This is a genomic window from Inquilinus sp. OTU3971 (genome assembly GCF_038440215.1).
Map to the genome: position 1 here is coordinate 1 of NZ_JASATH010000187.1, position 16,513 is coordinate 16,513.

Genomic DNA, 16,513 nt, shown 5'->3' on the forward strand with positions numbered 1-16,513 from the left:
GCCAACTTTTTGCCCTAAATGGTCCCAAACCCCTTTTTTTTCACCCCCCCCCCCCGGGGGGGCGGCCGGCGGGGGGGCGGGGGGGCGGCCGCGGCCGGGGCCGGCGCGGGGGCGCCCCGAGCCTCGGTCTTCAAGAGCGTTCCGCCCTGGACGGTGGTCGTCGGCAATCCTGCCAGGGCGATCCGAAGCCGGTCCCGGGCGGTCGCGCAGCCGGGAAACCGAGCATGAGCATCTCCGTCCTGATCCTGACCCTGAACGAGGAGATCAACCTCCCGGGCTGTCTCGCGGCGGTGGCATGGAGCGACGATATCGTCGTTCTCGACTCCGGCAGCACCGACCGGACGGTGGAGATCGCACGGGCCGCGGGCGCGCGGGTCCACCATCGGGTCCAGGACAATGAGCATGCCCAGCGCACCTATGGGCTGCAGCAGATCGAGTTCAAGCATCCCTGGGTCTACATGCCCGATGCCGACGAGATCACGCCGCCGGAGCTGCGGGACGAGATGCTCGCGATCGCAGCCGATCCCGATCGACCCGAAGTGCTGTTCCGGGTTCGCTTCAAGAACATCTTCATGGGGCGATGGATCCGCCACAGCAGCCTGTATCCGACCTGGGTGGTCCGGCTGGTCCGGCCGGAGAAGATCTCCTTCGAGCGCCAGATCAACCTGCAATGCGTCGCCGATGGCGCCGAAGGCCGCCTGCAGAGCCATTTCTACCATTACAGCTTCAACAAGGGCCTGAACGCCTGGTACGAGAAGCACAATCGCTATTCGTGGTTCGAGGCGCAGGAATCGCTGAAGAGCCTGAGGCAGGGTGGATTCAAACTTACCGATATCTTCAGCCGCCGGTCCGAGCTGCGGCGACGGGCTCTCAAGGAGCTGTCCTTCCGCATGCCGTTCCGGCCGGCATTGAGGTTTCTCTACATGTACTTCATCCGGCGGGGCTTCCTCGATGGCATGCCGGGGTATCTGTACTGCCGGCTGCTGACGGCCTACGAGTACATGATCGTCGTCAAGATGATGGAGATCCGGCGCCGCGAGCAGGGACAGCGCGTGTGACCTGGCGCCCCGCAGTCCTGCTTCGGCGCCTCGCCGTGGCGGCCGTCCTTGCGGTCCTCGCCTACGGCATCGTCGTCGGGGCCGGCCTGAAGGGGGCCGAGACCTGGCTCTTCATCCGCAGCGCGCGGGCGCCGGCCGATGTCATCGTCGTCCTGGGAGGCGACGGCCCGCCCAGGGCCGCGCAGGCGGCCGCCCTCTACAAGGCCGGCGCCGCGCCGCGCATTCTGGTGTCCGGCAGCGGGGACTGCGCTGATATCCGCCGCCTCATCGCCGAGACGGGCGTGCCGCCCGAGGTGATCGAGATCGAGTGCGAGTCGAAGAACACCTGGGAGAATGCCGAGTTGTCCGCCCCGCTGCTCACGGCCATGGGCGCCCGGCGGGCGATCCTGGTGACGAGCTGGTTTCACAGCCGCCGGGCGCTGTCCTGTTTCCAGAGCGTGCTGCCCGGGCTGGAATGGATGTCGGCGCCGGTGGAGCCGAGGGGGTCCGTCTGGCAGATGATGGCGGGATACGACGGCGTGTGGGTGATGAAGGAATACGTCAAGCTCGGCTGGTACGCGATGCGCTACGGGATCCTCGTCTGATGAACGCGCTTCTGACCTTCGGCCTCTTCGTCGTCTGTATCGCCCTGATGGTGCAGGGGCTGAGGCGGCGCGACGGAATCTACGGCTTCCCGTTCCTCGCCGGGGCGACGTTCCTCGGCTTCATCGTGCCGCAGATGATCGGGCTGACGAATGATCGCTTCCTGCCGGTCGGGGCGTTCGAGCAGACAGCCATCTTCACCATCCTCTGCGCCATCATGTGCGGGCTCGGCTGGATCGCCGGCGACCGTCCGGCGGCCGGATTCCGGTGGGTCTTCGATGAGACGCGGCTGCTGCGCGTCGCGGCCTTCATATCGCTCTTCGGCGCCTATTTCTACTATGCGCTGAGCCGGCTGCCGCCGGAGGCCCGGCTGTCGACCATGCCGAGCGGCACGGCCGTGATGTACCTGTTCTTCGCGCGCATGCTGACCTACGGGTTCATCGTCGCCGTTCTCTGTTTCGTGCGGAAACCGTCCCGTATCGCGCTGGCGATCGCCCTGTTCGATTCCGTATTCGTCATCGATCGCATCATGATGGGCGGCAAGCGTGGCGAGTTCATCGAATTCGGACTGGCCATCCTGCTCGCCGCCTGGTTCCACCGCCGCTGGGCGCTGCCGCGGACTCTCGCCCTGGTTGCCGTGCTCTTGTCCATTCTGGGGCTCAACAGCGTCGGCGACTATCGGAACAACACACGGGAGCAGAACGGCCCGACCCTGGAAGGACTGGCGCAGATCGATGTCGTCGCCAACTTCCAAGAGGTGCTGAAGAACGGCGCACCGGAGATGCGGAACGCCATCTTTCTGATCAACGCCTACAGCGAGACGCAGGAATGGGATTATGGGGCCTTCCACTGGAATGTCCTGGTCTGGAATTTCGTCCCGGCGCAGCTGGTCGGCCAGACCCTGAAGCAATCCCTGGTCATTCCGACGTTCAATGACAGGAATTACACCCCGGATCTCGGCAGCACCGAGACCGGCATGGCAGATGCCTTTGGCTCGTTCTTCTACTTTGGCGCCCTGAAGTTCTTCGCTATCGCCTATTTCCTGGCGCGGGTGTATCGGGCGGCGTCATCCGGTTGGGTTTTGGCACAGATCATCTACATTCTCAGCATCCCGTCCGGCATGCTCGCCATCACCCACCATACCCAGTGGATCCCCAGTACGCTGGTGCAGTTCGCTCTGCTGTTTCTGCCGTTGCTGTTCATCGCCAGGGTCCGACGCGTCTCGGCGGAGCGCCTGCCGGCCGGGGCGGCGGTGCCGACCGGCACGTCCTGATCTCCGGAGGGAGCAGGATCAGAAGACGGGGGGCTCGACCTCGAGCTCCAAGCGAAGGATGGCCTGCTCGGCCGCGGTCCCGGCCGCAGGCGCCGGGATCGCGCCCGGCTCCGCGACGATCAGCGCCGACGCTTCGGGAACATAGCGCAGGCCGGGCAGCCGCAGCGCCGGCTGCCCGGCGATGGTGAACGCATCGCCGGCGTTCAGCTCGACGGAGCGTGTGGTGACCTCGCGTGGCCCCGCTTGGGTCAAATCCACATTCAGCTCGATCGGTGCCAGGCCCCGGCCTTCTGCTCGCCAAGTGACGAAGCATCCGGGGGAGGGCCCGATATAGGGCCGGATCACTGTGCAACGGATCGAGATGGGATAGCCGGGGAGCCAAACCGGCCGGGTGGCGATATTCGTTTGCAGCGTGACCCGCAGCCGGCGCGAGTGGATGACCTCGTCCTCCCAGGTGAGATCCGGCGGATCGGGGCGAGTGTCCGGCAGCCCGGTCGCACGGCAGCCGGTGACGAGCAGAGAGAGAAGGCGGGGGATGGCCAGCCTGTCCCCCGGCCGAAGCCCTCCCGGCATCGAGACGCCGACAATCGCCCCGTCGCCGGCATCCACGATCTCGGAGCAGTGGCCGAACCGTGTCCCTTCCGCCCCTTCCAGCCGGATCGGCCACCCCTCCTCCAGCAGATCGACCAGCGTCGCATAGGCGGGGCCGCCATAGGCGAGGTGGAGGCGATGGTCGTCCAGCAGCCTGATCTCGCGACCGTCCATGGCCACCTCGATCCAGACCGGTCCGCGCAAGGCCCGGCCCGTCGGATCGCCGCGGCCGAAGAAGCGGCAACCGGTCACGGCCATGCGGCGGGTCGGGTTGGGGCCTTCGAGATTGATCCCACGCCGGTCCTCTCCCGGAGCGGCAGGCCCCGGAAAACTGCAGCTCTCCACCACCACCTCGCGAGCCAGGAGCTGCGCGTCGCCTTCGATCGTGCAGTCGCGCAGCGTCATGTGATTGACGCCCGTGCATTGCTGCAGCGACCCGATGGTGCAGCCCTCGAAGCTCAGGCGGTCGATCAGCTTGTCGGGTTCGGTGTAGCCGATGGAGCAGTTGCGGACCTGCACATCCTCGGCCTGGGTGACGCCGAGCGCGATCAGGTCGCAATCCTCGACGACGGCCCGGAGCGTGCCGCTGATGGTGAGGGTCTCGCGCGTGGATCTGATCCCCGCTTCGCGCACCGCGTGGTTGGGATTCGAGGCCACCGTCAGGCCCAGGAACCGCTGCGAGAGGGCCAGGGGGCAGTCCGGGCGGTCGATCGCCACGATCCGGGCGCCGCCGATCGCGGGGGCCTGCGCCGGATCCTCGGGCCAGTCCTGCTTGTGGAGGTGGAGGAGGGGACGGTCCAGCCGGATCGCCGTGCCGTCGATGGCGGCGACGCGGACGCGCTGGAAATAACGCAGATTCGGCGGATAGCCGTTTTGCTGCTGCGCATAGGACTGGATCAGCACCCAGTCGCCGGGCGCGAAGGGCAGGGGCGTGGCGCTCGGGGCGAGCAGGGTGACCGTCTGGTCTCCCGGCCGCGCCGTGCGCAGCCGCAGGCCATACTGTTCCGCCGGCCCAGCGGAGGGGGGGCCGTAGGCCGGACCGTCCGGATTCCAGTCCCAGTAGTGGTCGCGGTTGCTGGCGAGTGGCGCCTGGTCGATGTCGTAGGGGCCGGGATGCAGGCACTGGATCGTCGCGCCATAGCCCAGGACCGTGATCCGGCGGAGACCCCAGGTCCAGCGATTCCAGCTGTAGCGGTAGAAGCCGGGGTCGAGGCGGATGAGGAACTCGACGGGCGGGCGGTTCGGATCCGCAGCGCGCAGCCGGTCATCCTCGGTTTGCAGCCGCGCCACGGCGCGGTGCATGCCGCGGAAGCCGGCTGTATCGTCGGCGATGCCGTCGCCGAGTGCGCCGAAGTCCCGGGGGCTGAAGACGCGGGGCACCGCGGCGGGCTGGCCCGGCGCCGCCGATGCGGAGACCGCTGCCGTTGTGGTGGCGCCAACGGTGGCCAGGCCCGCCAGCCCTTTGAGCATGCCACGCCGATCCGGGCCGGACGCGGTCACGACCGCGCCGGCTTCGTGCGGTGCGGGCGGTGACGCAGCGCCATCAGACCGGCGCCGAGCCGGGACAGGATGCGGGCGCGGCCGCCGATTTCCGACAGGAGGGGGTGATCGGTCGCCAGCAGCCCGCCGATCCACGCCGCCGCCATGCCGGGGAGGATGACGGCCATCGCGACGAACGGATGATCGAAGCGGAAGCCCTCGATCGTCACGGCCGCAAGGGGGACGGCCGCGGTGCCCAGCGCCACCAGGGCGCTGCTGCGGCAGGCGGCCGCCGCCTCACGCCAGCTGAAGGGGATCGATCGGCGGACGAAGGTGAGCGAGGCCCAGATCTGCAGCGAGGCCGTCAGGAACAGGCTCGCCGCCACCCATGGCAACCCGGCGAAGGAGCTGCCGATGATGATGGCGATGCACGGGGGCAGGACGATCAGGCTGAGGATCAGCGTGTCCTTGACCCGCTGCACCGAGACCAGGGCCGGATAGGTCATGAAGGCGGGGAACAGGGCAAGGGACGCCAGCGCCATGATGCTCACCAGCAGTGCGGTGGCCGACCATTGCGGGCCGAACAGGACCTGCACCGCCGGATCCGCCAGCAGGGCCAGGGAGAGCAGGAACGGCCACTGTACGGCGCTCATATAGCAGAGGCCCCGCAGATTGGCCGGTCGGTGATCATGAAGATCGCCGCGCAGATCGCGAGCACGCCGATCTCGTCGGGGTGCAGCAGCCGGACCAGGATCGCGGCCATCAGCAGGTTGATGGCATTGATCGAGTATCGGGCGATGAAGGCGAAGATGATGGGACGGCGCAATCGGGAGGTTCCCCTGATCAATCGGGCGGAATGGCTCAGGCGCACCTGATGGTGTCCGGCGGGGGCCGCTGGCCCAGCAGCCAGTGGTAGACCTGCTCGAACTGCTTGGCGACGGCGGGCCAGGAGAAGCGGTCGAGGACGAGTGCCTGGCCCCGGCGGCCCATGGCCGCGCGCTGCTGATCGGTCATGGCCGTCAGCCGGCGCAGCCCGTCCACAATCGATGCCACCTCCGGCTGGATCGAGATGGCCGCATCATGGACGAAGCCTTCGGGCAGGTTGCACTGCGGCGTCAGCAGCGCGGGCAGGCCGTGGGACCAGGCCTCCAGCGCGGCGAGCGGCATGCCCTCGCTGAACGAGGGAAGGACGAAGGCGGCCGATCCGCCGAAGCACGCGGCCTTGTGGATGCCGTAGGCCGGCCCGACGATGTGTGCGCTGTCCTGCACGCCGCCCTGGACGATCGCGGATTGCAGGTCCTGGAGGTAGGCTTCGGGGCCGGGGCCCACGAACACCAGATGCCACGGCCGTGCCGCGGGCCATCCGGTCTGGAGCGCGGACCAGGCGCGGATGAGCTGGCTGGCCCCCTTCTTCGGGGTCAGGCGCCCGAGATACAGCAGGATCTTGGCGTCGTCCGGAAACCGGCCCTGCCAGGGTGGTGGTGGCAGATCGCGCGGTGGCGGGCTGACGCCGTTCGAGATCAGGCAGATCGGGTTCCCGTAGCCGAGAGCGCGGATCGACTGCATCTCGGAATCGTTGAGGGCATGCAGGCAGGACGCGCCGCGGAGATGCGCGTCCTCATAGAGCCGCATCGCAATGCGCTTCTTCCAGGACTTGTTGGCGAGCGCCCAGGGATCGAGCATTCCTTCCGGGCTCAGGACATAGGGGCGCCGCGTCCTCACGTGCCAGCGCCGCGCCGCGATCGACGGATACATCCAGAGGCCGTGAACATGGAGGAGATCCATGTCGGAGCCGGCGAGGATCGCGTCGAGCTGTCGGGAGTAGCCGAAGCTGCTGGGTCCCCATGTCTCGGCGCGGCGAACGGGAACGCCGTCCCAGCCTTCATCCGCGCCGGTGTCGTGTCCGCGGCGCAATGTCAGCACATCGACCTGCACTTTGGTCGGATCGTGCATGGTGCGGGCGAGCTCGCGCACGACCTCGGAAACGCCGCCATCCGCCGCGGCGATGGAGGCCAGCAGCATCCCGATCTTGACCGGAGGCACCGCGGCGGCGGCCTTCCGGTCGAGCCCGGCATCGGAGGAGCGTCGCGACATCGCAGGGTGGATTGGCATGGTCGATCCGTCTAGCGAAGGGCCTGGGCGGATATGGAGGCCCCTGCCTGAGCCGGAATCGCCGGCCGGAGTTGGGCAAGCGCCTGGCAAAGCCGGCGGCCATAGGATGCGAGATCGAAGTCGCCGGCCCTGACCTTGGCCTGGCGCGACATCTCCGCGAGGCGGCCGCGATGCTCGTGCAGGAACAAGAGCGACTCGACGATGGCAGCCGGGTCGCGGATCGGGACGACGAACCCGTCGACACCGTCGCGCACGACGCTGCCGGTGTTCGGCGTGGTGATCACCGGCAGCCCGGCTGCCAGCGCCTCATAGGTCACCGTCGCCGATCCCTCGCAGATCGACGGCAGCAGGAAGACGTCGGCCCACGCGTAGTGGTCGAAGATCTCCGCGCGCGGAACCGGCCCCGTGATCTCGACCAGCTGTCCCAGCCGGGATCGGACATGGTCGGGCAGGTGGCATTGACCGACCATGCGGAAGACGGCTCGCCCGGCCAACTGCCGTGCTGCCTCGACGACATAGGGGGACCCCTTGCGCAGACCGATGGCGCCGATGGTCAGGACCCGCAGCGGCCCGCCGATGCGGTTCCGCTCCGGAAGCTGAAACCGGGCATCGACGCCGTAGGGAACCAGGACGCAGCGATCCACCGGCCCGCCGCATTCCGCCACGGCCTGCCGGACGAAATCGGACGGGCAGACGATCAGGTCGGCCTTGGCCCATTCGGCCCTTTCCCGCGCCGCGAAGGCTTCGGCATAGCGGTCTTGCAGCCCTTGGCCTTCCCAGTCGGGAAACCGTCTCGCCTCCCCGAGGATCAATCGATCGACGATGGTGCGCGGCGCGATGATCTGTTCGACCGCCGTCCACAGGCCCGCGGCCCGCGCCGCCCGGATCTGTTCGAGGCATTCGCCGGCAATGCCGTAGAAGCCGCCGGCGTTGCCGAATCCTCGTCGCACGACCCGCGTCGAGAACGCCTGCGCGGTCGCCAGCATGGCCTCGGTTTCCTCCGAGGCGGTGCGGGCCCGCATCCGGCGCATGGTGTGGAGCAGTCCTGCGTTGCTGAAGCAGGTGATGCGCTCTGTTGGAATCCCGACCGGAATTCTGCCCGCGAGGCGTCGCAGGCTTTCGTTCAGCGCGCGGCGGGGCATGTGGCCGAGCAGGCGAGGCCAGCCCTTGGTCGCGCAGATGTCGGTGTAGAAGTGCTCGAGCAGCCCGGCCCGATGGAGGATGCGGGGCACGGCATAGTGCATCCGGGCTCCTAGCTGGCTGACGACAACGGCCTCGGTCACGATAGCTTCTTCTTCGCCAGTTGCGGCCTATCGGCCTCGAAAACCGCGCTCTCGGGCGTCCGGATGAGACCGGCGATCAGGCGGCCCCATTCATCCCAGCCCCGCAGGTGGGTGTATTCGCGCTCGAACAGATCCCGGGCGTTCTCGCCCATCCGGGCACTGGCCTCCGGCGCGGCCGCCAGCTCCCCGATGTGGGCGGCGAGCCCCGCGCTGTCGCCGATCGCGACAAACCGGCCGCACTGTCCCGTGGTGAGGGCCGCGGGCACCTCGCCGGCGAGGTCGCCGATGAAGAGCGTCGGCCGGCCGGCGGCGAGGATGCCGTAGAACTTGCTGGGAATGATGCAGGGTTCGAGCGGGGGAAGCAGGGAGACGAGGTGGACGTCGGCGGCACAGAGGCTTTCGGACAGGCGCTCGCTCGGCTGCAGCGGCTGGAACTGCACATTGTCCAGCTGCTTCTCGCGGACCCAGCTTTCGACCGCCGCCCGCTTGTGGCCATCGCCAATGAAGAGAAAGCGGATGTCGTCGCGGGACCTCAGGCGATCCGCCGCCTCCAGGATCGTATCGAACTCGTGCGCACGGCCGAAATTGCCTGAGTAGCCGACGACGAACTTGCCCTCGAGGCCCCATTGCCGCCGCAGGGTGTTGGCCGCGGGCGGCACCGGGCGGATGCCGCCTGCGTCGGCCCAGTGATGAACCACCTGCAGCCTGTCCGGCGGAATGCCGCGGGCTGCCAGGAAGCGCCCCATCGTGCCGGTCGGCGTCACGTTGACCGCGGCCCGTGCGAGGGACCAGTCGCGAAGCCGGAGCGCCAACCTGCCGAGACGCGCGCTGCCCGGCATGCCGAGCCTCAGCGCGACCTCCGGGAACAGGTCGTGCAGCCAGTTCACCATCCGCGCGCCCCTGAGGCGGAGCGGCAGGGCCAGCGTCACCGAGAGAAGCGGGGGGTCGGTGCAGACGATGCAGATGTCGCCGCGCTCGGCATGACGCAGCACCCACCAGGCCGCGGAGAGATGGAAGGTGAGATAGTCGAGAGCCCGGCCCCATAGGGTCGACCGTCCGAAGGTGGAGGTCCAAAGACGATGGATCCTGATGCCGTCCAGATCTCCCTCGGACGGCAACCTCTGGCCGCGATCATTGTGGATGTCGCGGCTGGCCAAGCCGGCGACCGGGAAGCCTCGCTCCCTCAAACCCGCCGCGAGGCTAGAGGTCATCCGGCTGGTCGCCGATTGATCAGGATGCAGATACCGGTTCACGAGAATGATTTTCATGAATCGCGCGTTCCTGTGCGTCTTCATCGACGGGTCGAAGGGCGCCGCGCCGGAAACAGGGCGCCGGATCGGAAATTCATCCGCGGCGGATGCTGGAACAGTGGTCGGGCCGCCCGGGGGCCGGCAAGGAAGACAAAGGCGGTAGCGGCCACGGAGGGGCGGAGAGGGGGGGCATCCGTGGGGAGCGCCGATCAACCGTGGGAGGTAGTCCCCTCCTCACCCGGGCACCCTCCAGGTCATCACAACGGCCGTCGTGATCCGTCGCGGACCATTCCCTTGGTCAGATGCCCATTTCAGCCAGGAACGGTATGGTTCCGCTACGCTTCTATTGTTCAGGCGAATACACGGATATTCAAATAACTACAGCCTGACGAGAAATGAATGCCGATCACGAACGCTCATATCGGAGAAGACGTCGTCATTTTTCATCACGATCTGGTCAACATCTATGGCTGTACGATCGGAGACCACACGAGGATCGGTCCCTTCGTCGAGATCCAGAAGAACGCACGCATCGGCGCATCCTGCAAGATCTCGTCGCATTCCTTCATCTGCGAGGGGGTGGTGATCGAGGACGAGGTGATGATTGCCCACGGGGTGATGTTCACGAACAGCCTTCTGCCCCAGGCGACGAATGATGATGGCAGCCTGCAGGTCGATGGGGAGTGGGAGTTGACGCCGCCCCTGATCCGGCGGCGGGCATCGATCGGCTCGAACGCGACGATCATCGGCGGTGTCACGGTCGGCGTGGAGGCGCTCGGGGTGATCGTCTACGACGATCTCCAGGCCAGCGAGAAGGTGAAGGTCTACGACCGCGGCATCAACCTTGCCGACGATACGAAGGACATCCAGAAGCTGATGGTCTCGTACCGGATGGGCGACATGTGGGCGCCCCAGCTCTCGGTCAAGGAAGCGCTGCTGACCGAGACCGAACACTTCATCCAGTGCATCAACACCGAGCAACGCCCCGCGACCGACGGCGGAAGCGGTCTCCGGGTCGTCGAAATGCTGGAGGCAGCGTCGCAGTCGATGAAACAGCGCGGCCAACCCATCGACCTCGTCGAGCTGCGGAGAGCTTCATGATTCCCTTTCTGGATCTGCGCGCGCAGTACCAGCAGATCGGTCCCGAGCTGGAGCGGGCGACGCTGGAGGTCCTGCGCGGCACCGACTACGTCCTGGGGGCGCCGGTCGCGGATTTCGAGGACGCCTTCGCCGCCTATTGCGGCGCGCGGGAGTGCGTCGCCCTGAACACCGGCACCTCGGCTTTGCATCTCGCCCTTCTCGCCGCCGGCGTCGGTCCCGGCGACGAGGTGGTGACGGTGCCGATGACCTTCGTCGCCACGGTGGCCGCCATTCTCTATGCCGGCGCGACCCCGGTCTTCGTCGACATCGATCCCAAGACCTGGACCATGGATCCGTCGGCGCTCGAGGCGGCGCTGACGCCGAAGACCAAGGCCATCGTGCCGGTCCACCTGCACGGCCGCCTGGCCGATATGGACGCGATCATGGCGATCGGCCGCCGGCACGGCGCCTGGATCATCGAGGATGCGGCGCAGGCACATGGCGCCTGCCGCAACGGCGTCTCCGCGGGCACCATCGGCGACATCGGTTGCTTCAGCTTCTATCCCGGCAAGAATCTCGGTGCGGTCGGCGAAGGCGGGGCCATCGTCACCAACCGCGCCGACCTGGCCGAGACGATCCGCTGCCTGCGCGATTGGGGCCGGAACGGCAAATACAATCACGTCCGGCACGGCTTCAACTACCGGATGGACGCGATCCAGGGGGCGGCGCTCGGCGTCAAGCTCCGCCATCTGGACGAATGGACCGACGCCCGCCGGCGGGTCGCAGCGCTGTACGCTGAGGCGCTGTCCGGCCTCGATTCCGTGCAACTGCCGGCGCCGGCGAGGGGCGAGGACCATGCCTACCATGTCTACGCCATCCGGACGCCGGACCGTGACGGCATCCGGGCCCGCCTGGCGCAGGTCGGGGTTTCCACCGGCATCCACTATCCGCGGCCGGTCCACCTGCAGCCCGCCTATGCGAAGCTCGGCTACGGGCCGGGGCAGTTCCCGGTCAGCGAGGCCATGGCGGCGGAAACCCTGTCGCTGCCGATCTATCCGGAGCTGGCGGACGGAACGGTCCGGCAGATCGCCCGGGCCGTGGTGCAAGTCTGCCAACCACAAAGGGCCTCGGTCGCCTGACCGATAGAAACTCTCTTCCTGAGTGAGGTCATCATGTCCAGCCAAAGCGATATCCTGGCCGGCAAGCGCGTGCTTGTCACCGGCGGGGCGGGGTTCGTCGGGTCACGGATCGTCGATCATCTCGTCGACGCCGGATGCTCCGAAATCCTGGTCGTCGACAACATGGTCCGCGGCCGGCCGGAGAACCTGGCGCGAGCGATGGAGAGCGGCCGCGTCCGCCTGATCGACCTCGATATCCGGGACCGGTCGGTGATGGCGGGGCTGGTCGACGGGATCGACACCGTCTTCCACATGGCGGCGCTCCGCATCACGCATTGCGCCGCAGAGCCCCGGCAGGCGCTCGAGGTCATGGTCGACGCCACCTTCGATCTGCTCGAGCAATGCGTCGCCTCCGCTGTCCGGAAGGTGGTGATGGCGTCGTCGGCCTCGGTCTACGGCATGGCGGACCAGTTCCCGACGCCGGAGACCCACAATCCCTATGCCAACCGGACCCTTTATGGTGCCGCGAAGATGTTCGGCGAGGGGCTGCTGCGGTCGTTCAACGACATGTACGGGCTCCGCTACGTGGCGTTGCGCCACTTCAACGTCTACGGCCCGCGCATGGACATCCATGGCCGCTACACCGAGGTGATGATCCGGTGGATGGAGCGGATCGAGGCCGGCAGCCCGCCGGTCATCTATGGCGACGGCTCGACGACCATGGATCTGGTGAATGTCGACGACGTGGCGCGCGCCAATATCCTCGCCGCGACCTCCGACGCCAGCGACGTCGTCCTCAATATCGGAAGCGGCGAGGAAACGTCGCTGCTCGAGCTTTCGCGAATGATGTGTGCCGCCATGGACCGGCCCTGGCTGATCCCGGCGCATGTGGCGGAACGGGCGGTGAACCCCGTCGCCAAGCGCCTGGCGGACACCGCGGCCGCGAGCGAGTTGATCGGCTTCCGGACACGCGTGCCGGTCGAGGCCGGGCTGCGCGGGCTCGCGGCCTGGTGGCGCGAGGCGTCGAAGATCTCCCAGGCCGACGTCGCGCCGTCGGACGGCCTGACCCCGAAGGCTCCGGTGATCGAGGCCCGGGTCGCATGATCCCCATCGCACAGCCCTTGCTCGGCGAAGAGGAAGTCGCGGCCGCCGCGGCGGTGATCCGCTCCGGCTGGCTGACGCAGGGTCCGCAGGTCGCCGCCTTCGAGGCCGAGTTCGCCCGCTTCGTCGGCGCCGGCCACGCCTGCGCCGTCGCAAACTGCACGGTCGCCCTGCACCTGGCCCTGCTGACCCTCGGGATCCGGCCGGGGGATGAGGTGATCACCGTCAGCCACAGCTTCATCGCGACCGCCAATGCGATCCGGCAATGCGGGGCCGTGCCTGTCTTCGTCGATGTCGCCCCCGATACCTTCAACATCTCGCCCGAGGACGTGGCGCGGGCGATCACGCCGAAGACCAGGGCCGTCCTGTGCGTGCACCAGATGGGGATGCCCTGCGACCTGGGGGCGATCCTGGCCATCGCACGGGCGCATGGGCTGGCCGTGATCGAGGACGCGGCCTGCGCTGCGGGATCCGAGATCCTGTTCAACGGCAGATGGGAGAAGATCGGACGGCCGCGCGGCGACATCGCCTGCTTCTCGTTCCATCCGCGCAAGCTGGTCAGCGTCGGCGACGGCGGCATGCTCACCACCAACAACCCCGACTGGGATGCCCGCTTCCGGCTCCTGCGGCAGCATGGCATGTCCGTCTCCGACACGGTCCGGCATGGCAGCAGCCGCGTCGTCTTCGAGGAGTACGAGGTCCCGGCCTACAACTACCGGCTGACCGATCTGCAGGCGGCGATCGGGCGACAGCAGCTGAAGCGGCTGCCCGCGATCGTCGCGCGGCGACGGGAGCTGGGGCATCACTATCGGCAGCTGCTGCACGGCCTCGACGGAGTGGTGGTGCCGTTCGAACCGCGCTGGGCCCGGTCGAACTGGCAGAGCTATTGCGTTCGGCTGCCCCCGGGAACCGATCAGCGCGCCGTCATGCAGCGCCTCCTGGATGATGGCATCGCCACGCGCCGCGGCGTCATGTGCGCGCATCTCGAGCCGGCCTATGCCGACCAGCCGCTGCGCTTTCCGCTGCCGCACTCCGAGGCGGCCCGGGATCGCTGCATCCTGCTGCCTCTCTTCCCGCAAATGACGGCGGCGACGCAGATCCGGATCGTGGATGCGCTGCGATGCGCCCTGGCCGCCGATGCAGCCATGCCGAAGGAGGACGTCGTTGTCGCCTGACGCGGGACACCGGTTCCCGGTCGACGGCACGGAGGTCCTGTGCCACCTGATGCGGGAGCGCATCGCGGCCACCGGCCTCGACCTGGCGGGGCTGACCGTGCTGACCGAGGCGGCGACGGGCGCCCCATCGAGCCGGATGGGATCGCCGAACGGATACAGGGGGGCGGAAGGTCCTGTCCGAAATCGCGACCGCACACCCCCCCGGGGGTCACGCCCGCCTCTATCGTTCAGGATGTCGGATCGGAGTGGGTCTCATAAAATCGGGGCTGGGCAACGATAATCCCAAAAGATATTTTCTCATTGCGGGTCTGGAGTAACGGATGTCCGACAAAACCGCCCTCATCATCGGTGTCACCGGGCAGGATGGGGCCTATCTTTCTGAGCTTCTGTTGTCGAAGAACTATCAGGTTCACGGCATCAAGCGAAGGTCATCTTCATTCAATACACAGAGGATTGATCACCTCTATGAAGATCCGCATGGCGGAGATGCCCGATTCCATCTGCATTACGGTGACCTGACGGACGCGACCAACCTCTGTCGCATCATCCAGGAGGTGGCGCCGGACGAGATCTACAATCTCGGCGCCCAGAGCCATGTCCAGGTCAGTTTCGAGACGCCGGAATACACCGCCAATGCCGATGCCCTCGGCGTGATGCGTGTCCTGGAGGCGATGCGCATCTTCCGTCTCGGGGATCGCTGCCGCTTCTACCAGGCTTCGACCTCGGAGCTTTTCGGACGGGTGCAGCGCATCCCTCAGGATGAGGGGACCCCGTTCTATCCCCGCAGCCCCTACGCCGTGGCCAAGCTCTACGGCTACTGGATCACGGTGAACTACCGGGAGGCATACGGAATGCACGCCTCCAACGGCATCCTGTTCAATCATGAGAGCCCGATCCGCGGCGAGACCTTCGTCACGCGGAAGATCACGCGGGCGGTCGCCGCGATCGAGCACGGGCTGCAGAGCAGCCTGCACCTTGGCAATCTCGACGCCAAGCGGGACTGGGGTCACGCCCGCGACTATGTCGACGGCATGTGGCGCATCGTGCAGCAGGACGAGCCGGACGACTATGTTCTCGCGACGGGAGAGACCCATACCGTGCGGGAATTCGTCGAGCTCGCCTTTCGGACCGTCGGCCGCGACATCGAATGGGTGGGCGGGGGAGTCGACGAGAAGGGGCTGGACGCCCGCACCGGCTCGCCGCTGATCGAAATCGACCCGCGCTACTTCCGGCCGACCGAAGTCGATCTGCTGATCGGCGATCCGACGAAGGCGCGGGACAAGCTGGGCTGGCGGCACACCGTGCCGTTCGAAGCCCTGGTGTCGGAGATGGTGCAGTCGGATCTGCAGACCGTCATGTGGGAGACCGGGCGCAATGACCGCTACAATTGAGCCCATGCGGGGCGCCGTCGATCTGACCGGAAAGCGGGTCTGGGTCGCGGGCGATCGCGGCATGGTCGGATCGGCGCTGTGCCGCAGGCTTGGCGCCGAGGCGTGCGACCTGATTGTCGCCAGCCGCACCGAGCTCGATCTCAGAGATCAGGCGGCGACCGCCGCCTGGATGGAGCGCAGCCGGCCGGACATCGTGTTCGTCGCCGCAGGGCGCGTCGGCGGCATTGCCGCCAACGCCTCGATGCCCGCCGATTTCCTGTACGACAATCTGATGATCGCCGCGAACATCATCCATTCGGCGCATCGTATCGGCGTCGAGAAGCTCCTCTATCTGGGCTCCAGTTGCATCTATCCGCGCGAGACCGCCCAGCCGATCCGCGAGGAGCAATTGCTGACCGGAGCATTCGAGCCGACCAATGAGGGTTACGCCGTTGCCAAGATCGCAGGGATCAAGCTGGTCGAAAGCTTCGCCCGTCAGCATCATTGCCGTTTCATTTCGGCCTTGCCCTGCAATCTCTATGGTCCGAACGACAATTTCGATCCCGAAAAATCCCACGTCCTGCCGGCCCTGATCCGGAAATTCCACGAAGCGAAGGTCGAAGGGGCGCCGACAGTCACGATCTGGGGCTCGGGCCGGCCACGGCGGGAGTTCCTCTATGTCGATGACCTCGTCGACGCCTGCATGCTCGCCATGCGGCACTATGACGGGCCGGGGCCGATCAATATCGGCGCCGGCGCCGATCTTCCCATCGCTGATCTGGCGGCGCTGGTGGGGGAGGTCGTCGGCTATCGCGGCCGCATGGTGTTCGACACCTCGAGGCCGGACGGGACGCCGCGGAAGCTGCTGGACACCAGCCGCATCCGGAAGCTTGGTTGGCATCCCAAGGTCGATCTGCGCCAGGGAATTGCGGAGAGCTATCGGTTCTGGGCCGATTCCTTCGCCGGCAGGAATGCGGTCGTCGCCGGCGCATGACGCGCAAAGATGAAGGCCTCCATCCGGCGGTGGATGGAGGCCTTCAC

15 protein-coding genes are annotated in these 16,513 nt (G+C 67.2%); 9 read left to right on the top strand and 6 right to left on the bottom strand.

What is annotated here, in order from left to right; translation table 11 throughout:
• Positions 1–224 precede the first annotated feature (224 nt).
• From AAHM41_RS32450 to AAHM41_RS32460, 3 genes are read left to right on the top strand one after another with little or no spacing between them, the layout of a single operon-like run.
• Positions 225–1,058: a glycosyltransferase family 2 protein gene (locus AAHM41_RS32450; protein ID WP_342240773.1), complete on the top strand. Its 834-nt coding sequence runs from the start codon at positions 225–227 to the stop codon at positions 1,056–1,058.
• A gap of 35 nt (positions 1,059–1,093) precedes the next feature.
• Positions 1,094–1,642, top strand: a complete 549-nt coding sequence (locus tag AAHM41_RS32455) for a YdcF family protein (protein ID WP_342240774.1) — start codon at positions 1,094–1,096, stop codon at positions 1,640–1,642.
• Positions 1,579–2,913, top strand: coding sequence for a hypothetical protein (locus tag AAHM41_RS32460; RefSeq protein WP_342240775.1), 1,335 nt, complete (start codon positions 1,579–1,581; stop codon positions 2,911–2,913). The genes AAHM41_RS32455 and AAHM41_RS32460 overlap by 64 nt, the downstream gene beginning before the upstream one ends.
• Before the next feature lie 18 nt (positions 2,914–2,931).
• Here AAHM41_RS32460 and AAHM41_RS32465 read toward each other — a convergent pair whose 3' ends face one another.
• Genes AAHM41_RS32465 through AAHM41_RS32490 form a run of 6 tightly spaced genes read right to left on the bottom strand, consistent with a single transcriptional unit; the run spans position 2,932 to position 9,646 of the window.
• Positions 2,932–5,004 (bottom strand): hypothetical protein, encoded by a 2,073-nt coding sequence (locus AAHM41_RS32465; protein WP_342240776.1) that lies wholly within the window; start codon positions 5,002–5,004, stop codon positions 2,932–2,934.
• Positions 5,001–5,636, bottom strand: a complete 636-nt coding sequence (locus AAHM41_RS32470; RefSeq protein WP_342240777.1) for a hypothetical protein — start codon at positions 5,634–5,636, stop codon at positions 5,001–5,003. The genes AAHM41_RS32465 and AAHM41_RS32470 overlap by 4 nt, the downstream gene beginning before the upstream one ends.
• Positions 5,633–5,809 (bottom strand): hypothetical protein, encoded by a 177-nt coding sequence (locus tag AAHM41_RS32475; protein WP_342240778.1) that lies wholly within the window; start codon positions 5,807–5,809, stop codon positions 5,633–5,635. Before AAHM41_RS32475 ends, AAHM41_RS32470 begins: the two co-directional genes overlap by 4 nt.
• A 35-nt stretch (positions 5,810–5,844) precedes the next feature.
• Entirely contained in the window at positions 5,845–7,077 is a 1,233-nt protein-coding gene (locus AAHM41_RS32480) for a glycosyltransferase (protein WP_342240779.1), read from the bottom strand.
• Positions 7,078–7,106: 29 nt separating this feature from the next.
• Positions 7,107–8,378 carry a glycosyltransferase family 4 protein gene (locus AAHM41_RS32485; protein WP_342240780.1) on the bottom strand — a complete coding sequence of 424 codons (1,272 nt, stop codon included), beginning with the start codon at positions 8,376–8,378 and terminating at the stop codon, positions 7,107–7,109.
• Positions 8,375–9,646: a glycosyltransferase family 4 protein gene (locus AAHM41_RS32490; protein WP_342240781.1), complete on the bottom strand. Its 1,272-nt coding sequence runs from the start codon at positions 9,644–9,646 to the stop codon at positions 8,375–8,377. The genes AAHM41_RS32485 and AAHM41_RS32490 overlap by 4 nt, the downstream gene beginning before the upstream one ends.
• A gap of 381 nt (positions 9,647–10,027) precedes the next feature.
• On the opposite strand from AAHM41_RS32490, the gene AAHM41_RS32495 reads away from it, so the two are divergent.
• From AAHM41_RS32495 to AAHM41_RS32520, 6 genes are all read left to right on the top strand, one after another.
• Positions 10,028–10,729: a hypothetical protein gene (locus tag AAHM41_RS32495; protein ID WP_342240782.1), complete on the top strand. Its 702-nt coding sequence runs from the start codon at positions 10,028–10,030 to the stop codon at positions 10,727–10,729.
• Positions 10,726–11,847: a DegT/DnrJ/EryC1/StrS family aminotransferase gene (locus AAHM41_RS32500; RefSeq protein ID WP_342240783.1), complete on the top strand. Its 1,122-nt coding sequence runs from the start codon at positions 10,726–10,728 to the stop codon at positions 11,845–11,847. The genes AAHM41_RS32495 and AAHM41_RS32500 overlap by 4 nt, the downstream gene beginning before the upstream one ends.
• 33 nt (positions 11,848–11,880) lie before the next feature.
• On the top strand, positions 11,881–12,930 hold the full coding sequence (locus AAHM41_RS32505; protein ID WP_342240784.1) for an SDR family NAD(P)-dependent oxidoreductase: 1,050 nt from the start codon (positions 11,881–11,883) through the stop codon (positions 12,928–12,930).
• On the top strand, positions 12,927–14,102 hold the full coding sequence (locus AAHM41_RS32510; protein ID WP_342240785.1) for a DegT/DnrJ/EryC1/StrS family aminotransferase: 1,176 nt from the start codon (positions 12,927–12,929) through the stop codon (positions 14,100–14,102). The genes AAHM41_RS32505 and AAHM41_RS32510 overlap by 4 nt, the downstream gene beginning before the upstream one ends.
• A 320-nt stretch (positions 14,103–14,422) precedes the next feature.
• Positions 14,423–15,493, top strand: coding sequence for a GDP-mannose 4,6-dehydratase (gene gmd / locus AAHM41_RS32515; protein WP_342240786.1), 1,071 nt, complete (start codon positions 14,423–14,425; stop codon positions 15,491–15,493).
• Positions 15,494–15,497: 4 nt separating this feature from the next.
• Entirely contained in the window at positions 15,498–16,466 is a 969-nt protein-coding gene (locus AAHM41_RS32520; protein ID WP_342240787.1) for a GDP-L-fucose synthase family protein, read from the top strand.
• The last annotated feature ends 47 nt before the right edge of the window (positions 16,467–16,513 follow it).

Coding starts and splice junctions, on each gene's coding strand:
- AAHM41_RS32480 (WP_342240779.1), bottom strand. CDS start 7,077: ATGTCGCGACGCTCCTCCGATGCCGGGCTCGACCGGAAGGCCGCCGCC.
- AAHM41_RS32470 (WP_342240777.1), bottom strand. CDS start 5,636: ATGAGCGCCGTACAGTGGCCGTTCCTGCTCTCCCTGGCCCTGCTGGCG.
- AAHM41_RS32510 (WP_342240785.1), top strand. CDS start 12,927: ATGATCCCCATCGCACAGCCCTTGCTCGGCGAAGAGGAAGTCGCGGCC.
- AAHM41_RS32505 (WP_342240784.1), top strand. CDS start 11,881: ATGTCCAGCCAAAGCGATATCCTGGCCGGCAAGCGCGTGCTTGTCACC.
- AAHM41_RS32520 (WP_342240787.1), top strand. CDS start 15,498: ATGCGGGGCGCCGTCGATCTGACCGGAAAGCGGGTCTGGGTCGCGGGC.
- AAHM41_RS32495 (WP_342240782.1), top strand. CDS start 10,028: ATGCCGATCACGAACGCTCATATCGGAGAAGACGTCGTCATTTTTCAT.
- gmd (WP_342240786.1), top strand. CDS start 14,423: ATGTCCGACAAAACCGCCCTCATCATCGGTGTCACCGGGCAGGATGGG.
- AAHM41_RS32500 (WP_342240783.1), top strand. CDS start 10,726: ATGATTCCCTTTCTGGATCTGCGCGCGCAGTACCAGCAGATCGGTCCC.
- AAHM41_RS32450 (WP_342240773.1), top strand. CDS start 225: ATGAGCATCTCCGTCCTGATCCTGACCCTGAACGAGGAGATCAACCTC.
- AAHM41_RS32490 (WP_342240781.1), bottom strand. CDS start 9,646: ATGAAAATCATTCTCGTGAACCGGTATCTGCATCCTGATCAATCGGCG.